Below are 16,018 nucleotides of genomic sequence, written 5' to 3'. Positions count from 1 at the left end.
CACCAGTCCGACCCCCTACTGCACTGAGCCAAAAGCTCCGCGCGCGGCTTCCTACACCACCACCGGGGGCACTACCCAAAGAACGGCCATCCGGTGCAGAACATCTCGGCCCTGGAGGCGTCGACGGCGGCGCGCTACCTCCGCATGCCAGAACAGAACCTCCGCCGGTTCAAGGCCTTCTCCTACGTTGCCCGGTCGTGGTCGAAATCCCGTCGCGTCAGCGCCCGCGTCGAGGTTGGCTCCTTGGGCCGGTACACCCGCTACATCGTCACCAATCTCGAGGGCGGCCGCGGCAAGCATCTTTACAAGAAGATCTATTCCGCGCGCGGCCAGGCCGAGATCCACATCAAGGCATAAAAAGCCCATCTCGCAGCAGACCGGACGTCGTGCTCGAAAGCCAACGCCAACCGGCTCCGCCTGATGCTGCACAGCTGCGCCTGCCGGCTTTGGTGAAAGCTGCGCGCGGCTTGCCCGAAGCGTTCACCGGGGCGCCGCGTCCAATTCGACACACGGCGGCCGCATCTCGTCAAGCTGGCCGCCACCATCATTGAGACGAAAACCCGGGTCATCGTCGCACTGCCGGCATCGTGCCCGCGACGGGGACTTCTCCACCTTCTCTTCGGCGCCCTCGCGCCACCGAAAGCAGCCTGACGCAAGCGCCCCGACACCCCCGAAACAACAATCCACACCACCCGGGACCCAAGTCACCGGCGGGTCTGCCAACCGGACGCCGACGTCGGACGCGCCCGACAAACTTGAGGCCTGAGAAACCGCCCCCCGGAGCAGAAGACTGAAGCTTCATGAATTATTCGGGCTGAGTTGACATTGCCCGCGCCCCTCTCAGGCCGTGTCGCCTTCGCGGGCGCGAAGCTCGGCCTCGCGTCTGCGCGCGTCGTCGAGCCAGTCCGGGTCCATCTGGGGGACCGAGGCCAGCAGCCGCTTCGTGTAATCCTCGCGGGCGTGCTTGAATATCGCGTCGCGCGATCCCTGTTCCACGATACGCCCGTTCTTGAGGACGATCACCTCATGGGCGATCGCCTCGACGACCGCCAGATCATGCGTGATGAACATGAAGGTCAGACCGAGATCCTTCTGCAACGCAACCAGGAGTCGCAGGATGCCTTCGGCGACTAGCTGGTCGAGCGCGCTCGTCACCTCATCGCAGATGACGAATTCCGGCTCGGCCGCCAGCGCACGGGCGATGCCGACGCGTTGCTTCTGACCGCCCGACAATTCCCCGGGCTTGCGATCGAGAAAGGCGCGGTCGAGATCGACGAGATCCATCAATTCGTCGATGCGCGCGCGAAGATCGTCTCCGCGTCGTCCGCTGAACTTCCTGACCGGCCGACGCAATATCTCGCGGATCGTGTGCCGGGGGTTCAGCGATGTGTCGGCCGACTGGTAGATCATCTGCACGTTGCGGAGCATGTCGCCGCGCCGCTTCGACAGCCGCATCTCCATCGGTTCTCCGCGCCAGAACACCTCGCCCTCCGAGGGCGGGAGCAGACCGGCCAGGACCCGGGCCAAGGTCGATTTCCCCGAGCCGGATTCCCCGACGACGGCCGTGGTCCGGCCCTGGGGAAAGGCGAAATCGAGACCGCGAAGCACGGGTACGGCACCATAGCTGGCCGAGAGCGTCCGGCATCGGATCAGCGCGGTCTCCTCCGCTTCTTCCGCCTCCGGCCGGCGGAACGAGCGCACTGACCAAAGAGACCGCGTATAGTCCTGCCGGGGGTGATCCAGCATCTGCCGGGTCGGCGCGGTCTCGACCTCTTCGCCGTCCTTCATGACGCAGATACGGTCGGCCATCTGGCTGACCACGGCCAAGTCGTGGCTGATGTAGATCGCGGCGCTGTCGTAGTCCTCGACGATGTCGCGGATCGCCCCGAGAACCTCGATCTGCGTGGTCACGTCCAGCGCGGTCGTCGGTTCGTCGAAGATGATGAGGTCCGGGCGGCAGGACATCGCCATCGCCGTCATCGCACGTTGAAGCTGGCCGCCGGACACCTGATGGGGATAGCGGAACCCGATCTCCTCGGGGTCCGGCAACTGCATCTGCCGGTAAAGCGCGACGGCGTCCCGCTCGGCTTCCTTGCGGCTGCGCACGCGGTGCAGGCGCGGGCCCTCGGAATACTGGTCGATCAGCTTCTTGGCGGGATTGAAGCTCGCCGCCGCCGATTGCGCCACATACGCGATCCGCTTGCCGTGCAACCGGCGCAGGCGGCCGCGCGCCAAGCCCACCAGTTCGGTCCCGTCGAACACAACGCTGCCGCCCGCGAAACGTACGCCGTCGCGGACATAGCCCATCGTGGCCAGACCGGCCGAACTTTTCCCCGCCCCGCTTTCACCGACAAGGCCCAGGACCTCGCCCCGGTCGAGGTCCAGATCGAGCCCCTTGATGATCACGACAGGTTCGGACCGGTTCCCCGCTTCGAGACGTAGATCACGGATGGTAAGAAGATCGCCCATGCCCCTGCTCCCCTAACTTTTCAGACCGCTGGCGCGGTGCAGCATCCAGTCTACGATCAGGTTGATCGCCACGGTCAGCAGGGCGATCGCCGCCGCCGGGATCAGGGGTGTAATATCTCCGAAACTGATGAGCGTCGCGTTCTCCTTCACCATCGCGCCCCAGTCCGCAGTGGGCGGCTGGATGCCGATCCCGAGGAACGACAGCGCCGCGATGAACAGGAACACGAAGCAAAAGCGCACGCCGAACTCTGCGATCAGCGTGGACCAGATATTCGGCAGGATCTCGCGCCACAGCAGCCAGGGCGTGCGCTCACCGCGCAGCCGCGCGGCCTCGACGAAGTCCAGATCGACCACGTTCATCGCCGCAGCGCGCGCCAGCCGATAGACCGGGGCCACGTAGATCACCGCGATGACACCGATCATGTTCGGGATCGAGGGGCCGACGATGGCCAGAAGCATCAGCGCGAGGATCAGCGCCGGGACCGCCATCAGCACGTCCACCATGCGCGACATCACCTCGTCCAGCCATCCGCCCTTCAGCGCCGCCAGCATCCCCAGCATCGCGCCGAAAGAGAAAGCGAGAGCCGTTGTCAGAAGCGCCAGACCGACTGTGTTCCGTGCCCCGAAGATCATGCGTGACAGCATGTCCCGGCCCAGATTGTCGGTGCCCAGTAGATGTGCCGCGCTCCAAGGCTGATAGGCGCCGCCCACGACCTCTGTTTCGCCGTAGGGTGCGATCAGCGGGGCGAAGATGCCCGTCAGCGCGACTGCGACCAGCACCACAAGACCGAAGATCGCGGAGGGCGGAGCGGATTTCAGCAAGGTTCCCATATTCATCTCCCGTGCCGAAGGCGCGGGTTGGACACGATAGAGATGATGTCGGCCAGCACGTTCAGGGTGATGTAGACGGCGGCGAAGAACAGCCCCACTGCCTGCACGACCGGGAAGTCGCGGCTCGACACCGCGTCGACAAGAAGCTGACCAAGACCCGGATACGAGAACACGACCTCGACCACCACGACGCCCACGATCAGATAGGCGAGATTCAGAGCGACGACGTTGACGATGGGCGCAAGCGCGTTGGGCAGCGCGTGACTGACGATGATGCGCCACTGTGGCACGCCCTTCAGTCGGGCCATCTCGATATAGGGCGAGGCGAGAACGTTGATGATGGCGGCGCGGGTCATCCGCATCATGTGCGCCACCACCACCAGGATCAGCGTCAGTGCGGGCAGGAAAGTGCGGTAGAGCGCGTCCCAAAGGCTCGTGGCGCTGTCGATGCGGGCAAGTGTCGGGAAGACGCCGGCCTTGATCGACAGAAACAGGATCAGGACGTAGCCGACGAAGAACTCGGGCATGGAAATCGCCGAGAGCGCGGTCAGGTTGACGCCGCGGTCGAACAGCGTGTTGCGCCACAGCGCAGCGAGCAGTCCCAGTACCACCGCGACCGGCACGGCGATCACGGCGGCGTAGGCGGCCAGGAACATTGTGTTGGCAAGCCGAATGCCCAGAAGGTCCGAGACCTCTCGCCCTGACGCAAGCGAGGTGCCGAAATCGCCGTGCAGCACCCCGCCCAGCCAATCGAGATAGCGGATGTGGGGTGGCTGATCGAGCCCTAGCTCGGCGCGAAAGGCCGCAAGGGTGGACTCCGTGGCCGATTGGCCAAGAATCTGCTGGGCAAGGTCGCCGGGCAGCAACTCGATGCCCACGAACATCAGGGCAGAAACCACGAACAGGGTCAGGATTCCGAGGAACATTCGGCCGATGACAAGCTTTTGAAGCTGGGACATGGTGCAGGATCTCCGGCCCGGTCCGGGCCGCCGGGAACGGAAACGGACGACCCGCCGGGGGCCGTCCATGCGACGTAACGGATCAGGACATCCACCAGCGTTCGACGAACCGCTGGCTGTCGAGATCCCACATCTCCGACACGTTCTCGGGCATCTCGACGTTCTGGTTCATCGCCGAGACGTATTGACCGAAGGCCGGGATCAGTGCCCCGCCTTGCTCCTTCACGATCTTCTGCATCTCGCCGTAGATCTCGGACCGGCGCGCCTCGTCGAGTTCGGGCCTTGCCAGCACGAGCAGCTCGTTGAAGCGCTCGTGGTCCCACTTGGTTTCGTTCCACTCGGCCCCGGCCGCATAGCCGGTCGAGAACATCAGGTCGGGCGTCGGGCGGCCGCCCCAATACGAGCAGCAGAACGGCTTTTGCAGCCAGACGTTCGACCAGTAGCCGTCATCGGGCTCGCGGCTCACCTTGATGTCGAGGCCCGCGGGGCGCGCGCTTTCCGAGAACAGGACCGAGGCATCGACGGCTCCGTTGAAGGCCGCGTCCGAGGTCGAGAGCGTGACCTCGAGACTGTCGAGCCCGGCCTGCCGCAGGTGATACTTCGCCCGCTCCGGGTCATAGGCGATCTGCTCCAGATCCCCGTTGTAGTAGGGCATCGAGCGCGCGATCGGCTGGTCGTTGCCCACCGTCCCGTAGCCGCGCAGGACCTTTTCGATCATCTCTTCGCGGTCGATGCCGTATTTCAGAGCCATCCGGACGTTCAGGTCGTCGAAGGGCGCGTCATTCGTGTGCATGGGCATGATGTAGTGCAGCGTGCCGTCCTGGGTGTGGATCTTCACGTTCGGCGCACGGCTCAGCAGCTCGATGGTCTTGAGGTCGGGGCGGTCGATAAGGTCCACCTCGCCGGTCATCAGCGCGTTCATCCGCGCGGCCGGGTCGCCAACCTTCAGGATCACGACCTTGTCGAAATGCGCGTGACCCGCCTTCCAATAGTCGTTGCGCCGCTTCAGCTCGATCCGGACGCCGGGCTCGAACGCCTCGATCACATAACCGCCGGTACCGACACGACTGTCCGGGTCGATCGTGCCGTCGCCGGTGTCTTGGCGAATGCCCAGATGGTAGTCGTTGAAGATGAAAGGAAAATCGGCGTTCCCGGCAGCCAGCTCGAAGACCACGACCTTCTCGCCATCGGCACGGATGTCCGAAATCTGTTCGAGCAGTGGCTTCACCCCTGATTTCGAGTCGGGGCCCATGTGATGACGGATAGAGGCGATGATGTCGTTCGCCGTCACGGTCTTGCCGTCCGAGAACTGGGCGTCGTCGCGCAGCCGGAAGGTCCAGGTCGCGGCGTCGGCGCTGGCCTCATAGCTCTCGGCGAGGTCGGGCCTGGCGGTGCCGTCGGGCGCGATCTCGGTCAACGTGTTGAAGACCGCGTAACCGCTGGCGAACATGAAGTCGTTGTTGAAGGTCGCCGGGTCCAGGCTGTCCGAGGTCGAACCTTGGGTGAACCCGACACGGAGCGTTCCGCCCTTCTTCGGCCCGGCCTGCGCCAGCGCGCCGCGCGGCAGGATCAGTCCGGCTCCGACGGCGGCGGTCCCGGCAAGAAAGCTGCGACGGCTCGGTCCGGCCTGAAATGTGCGATGGTCGGTCATGGTATCCTCCACTGTCAGTTCTTGGTGGTCGGCCGCCCTTTTCCCTGCGTCCGACAATGTCGCACCCTCACGCAGCGAGGGTGATGGCCTTTGCGCGCGTATAGGCGTCGAGCCCCTCCAGGCCCTTCTCGCGGCCGAAGCCGGACTTGCGGTTGCCGCCGAACGGCAATTCGATCCCGCCGGCCCAGTAATCGTTCACCGTGACCTGGCCCGCGTCGATGGCCCTCGCCATACGCATAGCTCGTCCGGTGTCGCGGGTATAGATGCCCGCGTTCAAGGCATAGTCAGTGCCATTCGCCAGCCGGATCGCGTCCTCCTCGGTGTCGAAGACCTGCACCGCGAGGACGGGGCCGAAGATCTCCTGCAGCACCGCCTCGTCGTCGGGTCCGAGCCGGTCCAGCACCGTGGGCGCGTAGAACCAGCCCTTGCCGGTCTCGGGATCGGTGACCGTCTCGCCACCGCAGAGCACGTCGACCCCGCGCGCCCGGGCGCGGTCGACGAAGCCCGCGATCCGGTCGAGATGTCCGGCCGAGTTGATCGCGCCCATATCGGGATCGCGCAGCCCGTGCCCGTGCTTCAGCGCGCGGGCCTTCTCGACCAGCCGCGCGACGACCGCCTCGTGCAGATTGCGGTGCACCAGCAGCCGTGAGCCGGCCGAGCAGATCTGCCCGGCGTTCGAGAAGATCGCCCAGAGCGCGCCGTCAGCCACCGCCTCGACATCGGCATCGTCGAAGGCCACGAGGGGGGACTTGCCGCCAAGCTCCAGCGTCAGTCCGGTGACGTTCGGCGCGACGGCCTGCATCACCCGCGTGCCGGTGGCGACCGAGCCGGTGAAGGTCACATGCCGCACCCGCGGATCGGCGACGAGCGGCGCGCCGGCTTCAGAGCCCGTGCCCGTCACCACGTTCACCACCCCCGCCGGCAAGCCGGCCTTGACGAGGATCTCGGCGATGGCCAGCGCGGTGAAGGGGGTCGTCTCGGCCGGCTTGACCACCGCTGAACACCCGGCAGCCAGCGCCGGCGCGATGCCCCGCACCAGCGTCGAGGTGGGGTAGTTCCACGGCACGATATGCGCCGTCACGCCCACCGGCTCGCGCAGGGTGAAGGCGGTGTAGTCGTTGCCGAGATTCGGGGCCCGCCCGTCCAGTTTGTCGGCGGCGCCAGCATAATACTCGAACAGCCGCGCCGAGCCCATCACGTCGCCTCGCGCCTCGGCCAGCGTCTTGCCGGAATCAAGCGTCTCGATCACCGAAAGGCGGTCGGCGTCGGCGCGCAGCGCCTCGGCGATGCGGAACAGCGTGCGCGTGCGCTCGGCGGGCGGGACGCGACGCCAAGTCTCGAAGCCGCGGACGGAGGAAGAAAGGGCGCGGCCCACGTCCTCGCCGTCGCCGGCCGCGAAAGTGCCGAGGATCTCGCCCATGGCCGGGTCGAAGCTGTCCATCGTCCGGCCGCTCGCCGCCGGGGCGAGCTCGCCGTCGATGAAATGTCCCTGCGGAAGATCGGGCGGGGTTCCGGTCCTGAAATAGGTTTCGACAAGCGCGTCGGTCGTCATTCAGCTAACCTCGCTCTGTTGATAGGTGGATTTCTTCAGCCATTCCGGCGCGATCTCGATGCCCCAGCCGGGGCGCTCGGTGACGCGAGCCTGGCCGTTCTCGATCGTGTAGGGATCCTCGACGAACAGATCCTGCTGCCACGGGTAGTAGTCCGGTCCCTCGATGGAGAACTCCAGATACCTTCCGGCGTTCGGGATCGCCCGGAGCAGGTGCATGGTGAACAGCGTCACCAGCGACAGGTTCGCGCAATGGGGCGTGCAGGGCAGCCCTGCCGCCGCGCCCATCGCGGCGACCCGCATGGTGCGGACCATGCCGCCCAGATAGAGGATGTCTGGCTGGATCACGTCCATCGCCCGCGCGTCGATCATCCGCCGCCAGGTCGAAAGGTCGCAATCCTGCTCGCCCCCCGCCACGTCGAGGTCGAGGGCACGGGCGACCTCGGCGGATTGCTCCCACTCCCAATAGGGGCAAGGCTCCTCGAAATGCTCGACTCCGTTCTGCTCGAGCATCCGGCCGACCTCGATGGCGCGCGCCGGCGAATAGCCCGAATTGGCGTCCACCAGCAGCGAGACCTCCTCGCCCAGCGTCTTGCGGAGAAGCGGCACGATTTCCTCGGTCCGGCCGGGCCACTCATCGCGGTCGTGGCCGCATTCGGCGCCGACGCGGAACTTCACCGCGTCGAACCCGTCCCGCTGGACCAGATCGGCCAGCCGCCGCGCCTCGTCCGCCGGGGCGATGTCGCGCCGCATCGACGAGGCGTAGGCGCGGATCATGCCGGCCGATCCGCCCAGAAGCGCCGCCACCGGCTGGCCGGCGGCCTTGCCGCGCCAGTCCCAGACCGCGGTGTCCAGCCCGGCGAGAGCGCGGCGCAGATACGAGCCGGGGAACTTGTGCTCGCGCTCGGGGATCTCGTCCACCAGAGCCTCGAGATCGGCGATGTCGCGGCCCAGCACCCAGGGGGCGATCTGGCGATGGAACACCTGCGCGGTGATGTCGGAATGGTAGGTCGAGACCTGGCCCCAGCCTTGCCGGCCGTCCTCGGTCGTCAGGCGGACGAAGCCGACGAATTCGTCGGCGAAGGTCTCCAGCCGGGTGATGCGGGCGGTCTCGGTCATGCGTCCTCCAGGATCATGTCGGCGGCGCGGCGCGCGACCATCATGGTCGGCGCGTTGGTGTTGCCGCTGGTGATCGACGGAAAGACCGAGGCGTCCACCACCCGCAGACCGCCGACGCCGTGAACCCGGCAGCGCGGATCGACCACCGACGAGGACGGGTCCGCCCCCATCCGGCAGGTGCCGACAGGGTGGAACACCGACCCGCAGCGGGCGCGGAAATCCGTCAGGATCGCCTCGTCGTCCTCCATCGCCAGAAGATCGGGCGCGATCGGGCTGTCGATCAGCCGCCGCATCGCGCCGGTGCTGGCCAGCCTCTGGCAGAACCGCGCCCCGTCGACGACCTCGCGGCGATCCTTATCGGTCGAGAGCGAGTTCGGGCGGATCCTCGGAGGATCGCCCACCCGGGGCCCGGAGATGTCGATGCGTCCGCGGCTCGACGGCCTTGCCGGTTGGAACCCGATGATGAAACCGGGGAACGGATCCGGCATGACCACGTTGCGCCGACCTTCGGGCGTCGTCATGTAACTGACCGGGTTGAAATAGAGTTGCTGATCGGGCCGGCTCAGTCCCGCGCGCGAACGGAAGAAGCCGCCGCACTGGTTCACGCTGAGGGCGAGCGGGCCGCGCCGGGTCAGCGCGTAGCGGATCGCGCAAGCCGCCCGTCGGTGCAGCGGTCGCAATGCCTGGTTCAGCGTCGGCTCGGTCGCGCGGAAGAAATAGTTCACACCCAGATGATCCTGAAGATGTCCGCCGACCGCTTCGCTGTCGCCAAGGACGTCGATGCCGTGGTCGCGCAGCGTGGCAGCCGGACCAATTCCTGACCGCTGGAGGATGAGCGGCGAAGCCACCGCGCCCGCCGCCACGATGACCTCGCGACCCGCCGACACACGCGTCTTGCCCGACGACGATGTTACTTCGACGCCGGTGACATATCTGCCCTCGAAGATCAGGCGCTCGGCTGCGGCACGGGTCATCACCGTGACATTCGCGCGCCGCATCGCCGGCCGCAGGAATGCGCGGGCGGCCGAGCAGCGCCGACCTCCCTTGGTGGTGATCCGGTATGACGTGGCGCCCTCGTGCTCGACGGTCTCGACCCGGGGTAGCCCCATCTCGTCGGCGGCGGCGAAGAAATGGCGCGTAGCGGGATGGATCTGGTCGCATACGTCTTGCACATGCATCGGACCGCTGCCGTCCCGCGTGCCATCACAGCCGACGCGGGTCTCCAGCGTCTCGAAGACAGGGGCGACGGTGTTCCAGTCCCATCCGTGTGCCCCTGCGTCGACCCAATCGTCGAAATCGCCGGGCAAGCCGCGCACATAGACAAGCGCGTTGATCGCGCTCGACCCTCCCAATACCTTGCCGCGCGGCCAGTAGGCGGAACGTCCGCCCAGAGCCTCCTCGGATTCTGTCGAATACCGCCAGTTGAGCGTCGGGTGAAAGAACGTCTTGCCGTATCCGATCGGCAGCGCGATCCAGGGAGAGCGGTCCCTGGACCCTGCCTCTAGGACAAGGACGCTGTAGCGCCCGTTGCGGCTCAGGCCCTCCGCCAGCACGCAGCCGGCCGAGCCCGCACCGATGATGATATAGTCGAACTGCGCCACGCCGCTGATACCCCGGTCTGAAATCAGGCGGAGGATGGCAGGCTCGACCGGCGATTGCAAAACGAACAGTTTGGGGCACCCGCCGGGAACAGTGTTCAAAAGCCTGCGTTCTTATGAGCATGTTTAAAAAGAACGGGGGATTCTGACGCCGTGTCCCGCACCTTCGGCTACCTCCGCGTCTGGACCGCCGGCCAGACCACCGAGACCCATAAGCAGCAGATCGCGGCGGGCGGGATCGAGATCGAGGACTACCGCATCATGGCCGAGACGGTTTCGGGTAGCGTCGAGGCGATGAAGCGTCGGGGCTTTGTACGGCTTGTTGACCGGCTCGAGCCCGGCGACACGCTGGTGGTTACGAAGATGGACCGGCTCGGGCGCAACGCGATCGACGTGATGGCGACGATCGCGCGGCTGGGCGAGATGTCGGTCCGGGTACGGAGCCTCGATCTGGGCGATGCCGACCTGACCAGCGTCGCGGGGCGGATGACCACGCACATCCTGAACGTGGTCGCGCAGTTCGAGCGGGAGTTGCTCATCGAGCGGACCAAGGCCGGGATCGACCGGGCGAGGGCACAGGGCAAGCGGCTCGGCCGGCCGCCGGTTTTCGACGCCCAGCGGCGGGCTGAGGTCGAGGCCGGTTTGAAGAAGGGAGAGACGATTTCCGCCCTGGCGCGTCGGTTCAAGACCAGCCGCCAGACCGTGCAGCGCATCCGCGACCGGCATGGTCGGGTGAGGCCCGTTTTGCGAACGACACCCCGCGGCCCAATCGACAAGGAATGACCGCGCTCGCGATCAAGGCGGGCGTAAACCTGAAGCCAGCGATACTTGATCTCACAGCCTTACGGTAACTTCTTGATGCGATGGTATTACCATATCGGTATTACCAAAAGGAGCGGCCATGACGAGCAAAGTTCAGGTAACGATCCCCCGGCATATCCGCGAAGCTGCCGGTTTCCTGCCTGGAACCGACCTCGAGTTTGTCATAGACGATGCTGGCGTTGTGCGCGTTCAACGCCATACCGAACAAGCGAAGGATCCAGCCTTGACGAAGGCGATCGGTCGGTTGCGCGGGTCGGCGACGAAAAAGATGACGACGGACGAGATCATGGCGCTGACTCGGGAGTGACCGGCAACACGCTCGTCGACGCCAATGTCCTGATCGACATCGCAACGAACGATTCACGGTGGAGTGACTGGTCGGCTGCCGAACTGGTACGGGCGGGGCAGGGTGGACGGCTCGCCATCAACCCTGTCATCTACGCGGAGCGTTCGACCGGATCGAGGAGTTCGACGCACTCTTGATCGTCGAAGTCGCAGGACATGGTGGTCTAGCCGAGTACGGAGAACGCGCCCTCGCACAGGGGAGCGATTTGATCATCGCATCCGTCGGTGCCTTGGCCGATGTTGCGCTTCATGACCGGATCGTTGCTGCGGCGGGGCCACCGGGATCCGGCCGCGGGCGGCTTCTTCTACCCGCCGGCGCATTGGGGGAATAGATGCACTTGCCGCGGCACGCGAAGGTGGGCTGCGACGTGTCGTCTACACGGCGCGCAAGCCGACCTCCACTCTGATTGAAGACGCCGAGAGATCCGGAGAGACGGTGCTTCTCGATGGAACGGCACGAGAGGCGGCTCTCGCCTTTCCCAAGAGCAGCAATGTTGCGGCGACGGTCGCACTCGCAGGCTTGGGTTTCGACAACACAGAGGTCAGGGTCATCGCGGACCCCGCGGTCAGCTCCAACATCCATACGATTGATGCCGAAGGAGCATTCGGCTCGTTCAGTTTTCGTATCGAAGGGCTTCCGTTGCCCGACAATCCGCGGAGCTCCAGCCTCACCGCCATGAGCATCCTGCGGGAAATTCGCAACTTCGGATCGGCTATCGGGTATGACGCCGCCTTGTCGGCCCGGGTCATACGCCTGACGCATAAGCAGCATCGAAGAATTTCCGCTCGAGGCTGACTGTTTCGCCGAAGACGTCTTCGACCCTTGCGCGACCCTCCGTGTCGAGATCGTCCCATGCCCGGTCAAGCTGGATACGCAGGTACTCGACCACGCCACGAAACCCTTCCCCCGAGTGCAGCTCGATCCACTCCCGGAACCAGAACGGGAGCCCACTGGCAGCCGAGGCATGACGCTCACCCCATTCGAGGTAACTCCATTCCGCCACGCAGAGGACGGCCAGCATTTCCGCGTAACGCCCCGACGTCCGGGCGGCGGCCATGATCTGCAGGAGGGCGCCGGTCTCGGATGCCGGCGCTGCTGCCCGATCCGATGCATTGACCCCAAGCGCCTCGAACGATCTTTCGAAATAGGTATTCTCGGTGCTGGTGATCAGGGCCAGGAACTGCGCCGCCGGTATCGCATCCCCCAACGTCGGGGCATGAGCCAGTGCCGTGGCCAGAAGGCGAACGAATTCCTCGAGGAACTTGTGATCCTGTATCAGATACCACCGCATTTTCTCCGCCGGCAATGTATTGGTTGCCAGTTCGGCGCAGAACGCATGGTCGGTCGCGGCGACCCAGTCTTCGGCGCAACGGTCGCGCAAAGCTTCGGTTGGACGCATGTTAGTTTCTCCCTCGGAACCAGCCTCTGTTAAAGGTTATGCCCATAGCGGCGAAAGCCTTGAAGCCGGGAAGCTACCTGCGATCCGCAGACTGTTTCTTGACTGACCGATCGGCGTAGGTCGAGCAGTCACCGGACGCATGGCGATCACATTCCGCTATGCCCGCCGGACCGTGTTTGGACTGACATCGAGCAACCGGGCGATCTCGACGATCCGACGGCCTTCCTGGTCCCGCAGGCGCCGAACTTCCTCGCGCTGGTGACGAGACAGGGCAGGGGGGCCGTCCGCCGATCCGCCCGGCCTGCGGCCAGACCTTCCCGGGTCCGCTCGGAGATCCGCTCGCGCTCGAACTGGGCAATCGAGGCGAGGCGTGAAAGCCAGACTGATCTTCGCGCTGTGGTCGACGCGATCCTCTATCTATTGAGGACGGGCTGCCAGTGGCGGATGCTGCCTGCCGATTTTCCGCCTTGGGTACGGTCTGGTGGTACTTCCGGCGCTGGCGGCCTGACGGGGTCTGGGTCCGTTTGCACCGGACTCTTCTTCATGCCGCGGCCCGGGTGAAGGCCGGCCGTCGAAGCGATCCGACGGTGGTGATCATGGATGCGCAGTCGGTGAAGACGACCAAAAGGGGGGCGTTCGCGGCTTCGACGGCCACAAATGCGTGAAGGGGCGCAAGCGCCAGATCCTCGTCGATACGCAAGGCTTTCTCGTCGCGTGCCGGGTTGAGCCGGCCGGCATATCCGATCGCCGGGCCGCGCGTGGGCTGACGGCCGGATTGTCGCCGCTCTGGCCGAAGGTCCACACCGTGATCGCCGACGCCGGGTACGAGAGCAAGTCGCTGGCCCGGAACATCCGCGACGGGAACGGCTGGCGGCTGGTAATCGTCAAGCGCAAGGAACAGGCATTCCGAATTGCCGGGCTGAACTGGATCGTCGAGCGGAGCTTTGCGTGGCTCGGTCGACATCGTCGGGTATCCAAGGATTACGAGTACCAAGTGCAGACGTCAGAAACCCTCATCACTATCGCAGCTTGCGCTCAGATGATCCGGCGGATCGCACCAGCATGACTTTTCACACAGCCTCTTAGACCATGTCGACGAAAAGGTGCGGTAGCGCATCGGAGCAAACGTGAACATGCCGCCTTATGGTAAGAACCACTTGGAAGCCGGGGATCCAGCTAGATTCGGATGCCGAGATCGTTGGCAACGGCGGCGAGACGGCGATCCCGCGTCCAGAGCATTGATCCGGGTGCCAGAAGACACGACGCGATAAGCGACGCGTCGACATATCCGATGCCCCGGCTGAACAGACGCCGTGCGTCGATCAGGGTCCGCACCTCATTGGCCTCCGCCACGGGTAGTCCGGGCAGCCGGTCGAGAAGGGTCAGAACTCCATCCCGGTCCCGAAGTGAACCGAGTGCAATCTCGGCGACCACGAAGGGGTGACAGGCGATCGTTCCCGCAGAAAGCCGACGCGCCAGCTCGGCGTCGCCTGTCCTCAGTTGATCGATCCAGATCGACGTGTCCGCCAGGATCACGCAGGCGGCCGGCGACGGGGCGCCGCCTCGATCTCCGGCTCGGTGCCGCCCAGCCGGGCTAGCCGTCTGGCGCTCTCGCGCTCAATCAAAGCTGTCAGAGCTTCACGCAGAAGCACGCCGCGCTCCCGAACGCCCGTCAGCCGCGTCGCCTGATCGAGAAGCTGGTCATCAAGTGTCACCGTCGTACGCATGGCAGGCTCCGCATTCATATGTGCATCATATGATGTATATCAGCGTTCGCGACAAGGTACCGGCCCGGTCGCCAAAAGCCTCCCAGAACCGTTGGCATTCCGAACGAGGTTTCTGGATCGACTAACCCACTGCTGTGTAGATGGCTCCGCTTTTTGCCGGGTTCTGTCGTTGCTATTTGTCAGTCCCCCGGCCCGATCACGAGGCGGTCGCGGGCGGCGTCGACGATGTCGGTGGAGACGATCTGGGTACCGTTGAGGTCCATGATGCGGCGCATCTGAGCGAGGAGGCGCTCAGCAAGACGCAGGTTTCCGCGGGTGATGCGGACCACGGCGGCGAGGGCCTCGACGGCATCTAAAGCGTTTCGACATTAACCCGAGGCGTATCCGGCAGCAGTGAAGTAGTTCCAGCACTCCTGCGAGTCGTAGAGATCACAGATTGCACCGATGGCGTTGAATACCTCTGTGAATGTCCGCGCGCCGATCTTTCGGAGATGAGCCTTGAGCTTGGCGAAGGCCTGTTCGATTGGGTTCAGGTCGGGCGAGTAGGGTGGCAGGTAGAGGAACCAGCATCCGTGGTCGCGGAGTGTGCGGGCGGCCTCGACGTTTCGGTGAGTGGCCAGGTTGTCGAGAACGACGACGGTGTCGGGCTCGATCTCGGGCACCAGCACCTTGCGGACGTAGGCGGCGAAGGCCGGGCCGTCCATCGCACCTTTGATCACCCAAGGCGCGATCAGCGCGTCCGCCGTCAGCCCCGCGATCAGCGTCTGCGTGCCCCAGCTGCCGAATGGGGCATCCATGGTCAGGCGCTCTCCGCGCGGGGCTCGTCCGCGAAGGCGCGTGAGATTTGTCTTCACGGCGGTTTCGTCGAGAAACACCACCCGCTCGGGCCGGGCGGCGATAGCGGGGAGGCGGTGCCTCATCCAGTCGGCTCGCTGTTGCCTTACCTTTGCGCGGCGGCGTTCGGTGGCGACCAGCGACTTTTTTTGTACGTGAAGCCGAGCCGGGTCAGCAGCTTGGCAATGGACGAGTGGTGAACTTGGACCCCCTCCGCTTCGGTGAGCGCGTCGCGCAACTCGAAGAGCGTGATGTCGGGGTCTTGCGCGACCAGTTCGTCGATAAAGGCCCGGTACGGCGCCAACTTGCCCGACCCGGGCGGGCGACCCTGAACCGCCGGATCGGCATGTCCCTTCGTCCTGATCTGCCGCGCCCACCGGGCGCCGGTCGCGGGCGAGACCTTCAGTCGCGCCGCAGCGGCACGCCCACTTAGTCCCTCTTCAATGTACTTCTGAAACCGTGTCCGAAGCGCTGTAGGCTCGCCGGGTCGAACGCGATGTTGAAGGTGGCGGCGTGACGGCGGGCGACGAGCTGCATCTCGGCTTCGCGTAGCGGGCGGAACTCGTGAACGAAGCCGATGCGCGAGTAGAGCTGCGGGTAGCGGGCGAGCTTCTTTTCGAGCCCCGGCATACCCATTAGAGGCTGTGTGAGAAGTCGCCGTTCCGCCGTCGCGGACCATGTTTTGCCGAGACTACTGGAGGTACAGCATGGCTC

The 16,018-nt window shown here is 65.2% G+C and carries 19 protein-coding genes and 3 pseudogenes; 8 read left to right on the top strand and 14 right to left on the bottom strand.

Features of this window, described 5'->3' with window-relative positions:
* Window positions 1-78 precede the first annotated feature (78 nt).
* Window positions 79-651, top strand: a pseudogene (locus Q1B08_RS19770) (transposase); the annotation flags it as partial.
* A gap of 189 nt (window positions 652-840) precedes the next feature.
* Here the strand turns inward: Q1B08_RS19770 and Q1B08_RS19765 are convergent.
* From Q1B08_RS19765 to Q1B08_RS19735, 7 genes are all read right to left on the bottom strand, one after another.
* Window positions 841-2,469 carry an ABC transporter ATP-binding protein gene (locus Q1B08_RS19765; RefSeq protein WP_299822644.1) on the bottom strand — a complete coding sequence of 543 codons (1,629 nt, stop codon included), beginning with the start codon at window positions 2,467-2,469 and terminating at the stop codon, window positions 841-843.
* A gap of 12 nt (window positions 2,470-2,481) precedes the next feature.
* On the bottom strand, window positions 2,482-3,300 hold the full coding sequence (locus Q1B08_RS19760; RefSeq protein ID WP_299822641.1) for an ABC transporter permease: 819 nt from the start codon (window positions 3,298-3,300) through the stop codon (window positions 2,482-2,484).
* Window positions 3,301-3,302: 2 nt separating this feature from the next.
* Window positions 3,303-4,259 (bottom strand): ABC transporter permease, encoded by a 957-nt coding sequence (locus Q1B08_RS19755; protein ID WP_299822638.1) that lies wholly within the window; start codon window positions 4,257-4,259, stop codon window positions 3,303-3,305.
* An 82-nt stretch (window positions 4,260-4,341) separates the two neighbouring features.
* Window positions 4,342-5,910 (bottom strand): ABC transporter substrate-binding protein, encoded by a 1,569-nt coding sequence (locus tag Q1B08_RS19750; RefSeq protein ID WP_299822635.1) that lies wholly within the window; start codon window positions 5,908-5,910, stop codon window positions 4,342-4,344.
* A gap of 67 nt (window positions 5,911-5,977) precedes the next feature.
* Entirely contained in the window at window positions 5,978-7,462 is a 1,485-nt protein-coding gene (locus Q1B08_RS19745) for an aldehyde dehydrogenase family protein (RefSeq protein ID WP_299822632.1), read from the bottom strand.
* Window positions 7,463-8,578 carry a mandelate racemase/muconate lactonizing enzyme family protein gene (locus Q1B08_RS19740; protein ID WP_299822629.1) on the bottom strand — a complete coding sequence of 372 codons (1,116 nt, stop codon included), beginning with the start codon at window positions 8,576-8,578 and terminating at the stop codon, window positions 7,463-7,465. It lies immediately after the preceding gene.
* Window positions 8,575-10,179, bottom strand: a complete 1,605-nt coding sequence (locus Q1B08_RS19735) for a GMC family oxidoreductase N-terminal domain-containing protein (protein WP_299822626.1) — start codon at window positions 10,177-10,179, stop codon at window positions 8,575-8,577. The genes Q1B08_RS19740 and Q1B08_RS19735 overlap by 4 nt, the downstream gene beginning before the upstream one ends.
* 150 nt (window positions 10,180-10,329) lie before the next feature.
* On the opposite strand from Q1B08_RS19735, the gene Q1B08_RS19730 reads away from it, so the two are divergent.
* From Q1B08_RS19730 to Q1B08_RS19715, 5 genes are all read left to right on the top strand, one after another.
* A complete protein-coding gene (locus tag Q1B08_RS19730; RefSeq protein WP_299822624.1) occupies window positions 10,330-10,959 on the top strand; it encodes a recombinase family protein in 630 nt (209 codons plus the stop codon).
* Between the two features lie 118 nt (window positions 10,960-11,077).
* Window positions 11,078-11,305 carry an AbrB/MazE/SpoVT family DNA-binding domain-containing protein gene (locus Q1B08_RS19725; RefSeq protein WP_299822621.1) on the top strand — a complete coding sequence of 76 codons (228 nt, stop codon included), beginning with the start codon at window positions 11,078-11,080 and terminating at the stop codon, window positions 11,303-11,305.
* Window positions 11,302-11,481, top strand: coding sequence for a hypothetical protein (locus Q1B08_RS19720; RefSeq protein ID WP_299822618.1), 180 nt, complete (start codon window positions 11,302-11,304; stop codon window positions 11,479-11,481). The genes Q1B08_RS19725 and Q1B08_RS19720 overlap by 4 nt, the downstream gene beginning before the upstream one ends.
* Entirely contained in the window at window positions 11,478-11,675 is a 198-nt protein-coding gene (locus Q1B08_RS22150) for a hypothetical protein (RefSeq protein ID WP_366140072.1), read from the top strand. Before Q1B08_RS19720 ends, Q1B08_RS22150 begins: the two co-directional genes overlap by 4 nt.
* A gap of 104 nt (window positions 11,676-11,779) precedes the next feature.
* Window positions 11,780-12,139, top strand: a complete 360-nt coding sequence (locus Q1B08_RS19715; protein WP_299822615.1) for an aspartate dehydrogenase domain-containing protein — start codon at window positions 11,780-11,782, stop codon at window positions 12,137-12,139.
* On the opposite strand, the gene Q1B08_RS19710 is transcribed toward Q1B08_RS19715, so the two are convergent.
* Together Q1B08_RS19710 and Q1B08_RS19705 are read right to left on the bottom strand one after the other, a co-directional pair.
* The gene (locus tag Q1B08_RS19710) at window positions 12,090-12,743 is read right to left on the bottom strand and encodes a TenA family protein (protein ID WP_299822612.1); all 654 of its coding nucleotides are present in this window, start codon (window positions 12,741-12,743) and stop codon (window positions 12,090-12,092) included. The genes Q1B08_RS19715 and Q1B08_RS19710 overlap by 50 nt on opposite strands.
* A 156-nt stretch (window positions 12,744-12,899) precedes the next feature.
* Window positions 12,900-12,980, bottom strand: coding sequence for a helix-turn-helix domain-containing protein (locus Q1B08_RS19705; RefSeq protein ID WP_299822650.1), 81 nt, complete (start codon window positions 12,978-12,980; stop codon window positions 12,900-12,902).
* A 150-nt stretch (window positions 12,981-13,130) separates the two neighbouring features.
* Here Q1B08_RS19705 and Q1B08_RS19700 point away from each other — a divergent pair.
* Both Q1B08_RS19700 and Q1B08_RS19695 read left to right on the top strand, forming a co-directional pair.
* Window positions 13,131-13,240 (top strand): annotated as a pseudogene (locus tag Q1B08_RS19700) (transposase); the annotation flags it as partial.
* A 17-nt stretch (window positions 13,241-13,257) separates the two neighbouring features.
* A complete protein-coding gene (locus Q1B08_RS19695; RefSeq protein ID WP_299822648.1) occupies window positions 13,258-13,809 on the top strand; it encodes a transposase in 552 nt (183 codons plus the stop codon).
* Between the two features lie 110 nt (window positions 13,810-13,919).
* Here Q1B08_RS19695 and Q1B08_RS19690 read toward each other — a convergent pair whose 3' ends face one another.
* From Q1B08_RS19690 to Q1B08_RS22145, 5 genes and pseudogenes are all read right to left on the bottom strand, one after another.
* Window positions 13,920-14,279 carry a type II toxin-antitoxin system VapC family toxin gene (locus tag Q1B08_RS19690; RefSeq protein ID WP_299822609.1) on the bottom strand — a complete coding sequence of 120 codons (360 nt, stop codon included), beginning with the start codon at window positions 14,277-14,279 and terminating at the stop codon, window positions 13,920-13,922.
* Window positions 14,276-14,470, bottom strand: coding sequence for a type II toxin-antitoxin system VapB family antitoxin (locus tag Q1B08_RS19685; protein ID WP_299822607.1), 195 nt, complete (start codon window positions 14,468-14,470; stop codon window positions 14,276-14,278). Before Q1B08_RS19685 ends, Q1B08_RS19690 begins: the two co-directional genes overlap by 4 nt.
* Before the next feature lie 179 nt (window positions 14,471-14,649).
* Window positions 14,650-14,799 carry a hypothetical protein gene (locus tag Q1B08_RS19680; protein WP_299822605.1) on the bottom strand — a complete coding sequence of 50 codons (150 nt, stop codon included), beginning with the start codon at window positions 14,797-14,799 and terminating at the stop codon, window positions 14,650-14,652.
* 39 nt (window positions 14,800-14,838) lie between these two features.
* Window positions 14,839-15,749 (bottom strand): IS630 family transposase gene (locus Q1B08_RS19675; protein WP_299822646.1). Its coding sequence is split into 2 segments (ribosomal slippage): window positions 14,839-15,453 and window positions 15,456-15,749, totalling 909 coding nucleotides; the frame shifts between segments, so codons are not numbered across the junction.
* Window positions 15,734-16,018: pseudogene (locus Q1B08_RS22145) on the bottom strand (hypothetical protein); the annotation flags it as partial. The gene Q1B08_RS19675 and the pseudogene Q1B08_RS22145, both read right to left, overlap by 16 nt.

The sequence above is a fragment of the uncultured Jannaschia sp. genome, assembly GCF_947494025.1.
In the GTDB taxonomy this organism is placed as follows: Bacteria; Pseudomonadota; Alphaproteobacteria; order Rhodobacterales; family Rhodobacteraceae; genus Jannaschia.
Note: the sequence above shows the minus strand (reverse complement) of the source record. Positions and strands in the feature narration are given on the sequence as shown.

Excerpts from the sequence above, each read along its gene's own strand:
- Q1B08_RS19760 (WP_299822641.1), bottom strand. The coding sequence starts at position 3,300 with ATGGGAACCTTGCTGAAATCCGCTCCGCCCTCCGCGATCTTCGGTCTT.
- Q1B08_RS19685 (WP_299822607.1), bottom strand. The coding sequence starts at position 14,470 with ATGCGTACGACGGTGACACTTGATGACCAGCTTCTCGATCAGGCGACG.
- Q1B08_RS19755 (WP_299822638.1), bottom strand. The coding sequence starts at position 4,259 with ATGTCCCAGCTTCAAAAGCTTGTCATCGGCCGAATGTTCCTCGGAATC.
- Q1B08_RS19745 (WP_299822632.1), bottom strand. The coding sequence starts at position 7,462 with ATGACGACCGACGCGCTTGTCGAAACCTATTTCAGGACCGGAACCCCG.
- Q1B08_RS19740 (WP_299822629.1), bottom strand. The coding sequence starts at position 8,578 with ATGACCGAGACCGCCCGCATCACCCGGCTGGAGACCTTCGCCGACGAA.
- Q1B08_RS19750 (WP_299822635.1), bottom strand. The coding sequence starts at position 5,910 with ATGACCGACCATCGCACATTTCAGGCCGGACCGAGCCGTCGCAGCTTT.
- Q1B08_RS19725 (WP_299822621.1), top strand. The coding sequence starts at position 11,078 with ATGACGAGCAAAGTTCAGGTAACGATCCCCCGGCATATCCGCGAAGCT.
- Q1B08_RS19765 (WP_299822644.1), bottom strand. The coding sequence starts at position 2,469 with ATGGGCGATCTTCTTACCATCCGTGATCTACGTCTCGAAGCGGGGAAC.
- Q1B08_RS19710 (WP_299822612.1), bottom strand. The coding sequence starts at position 12,743 with ATGCGTCCAACCGAAGCTTTGCGCGACCGTTGCGCCGAAGACTGGGTC.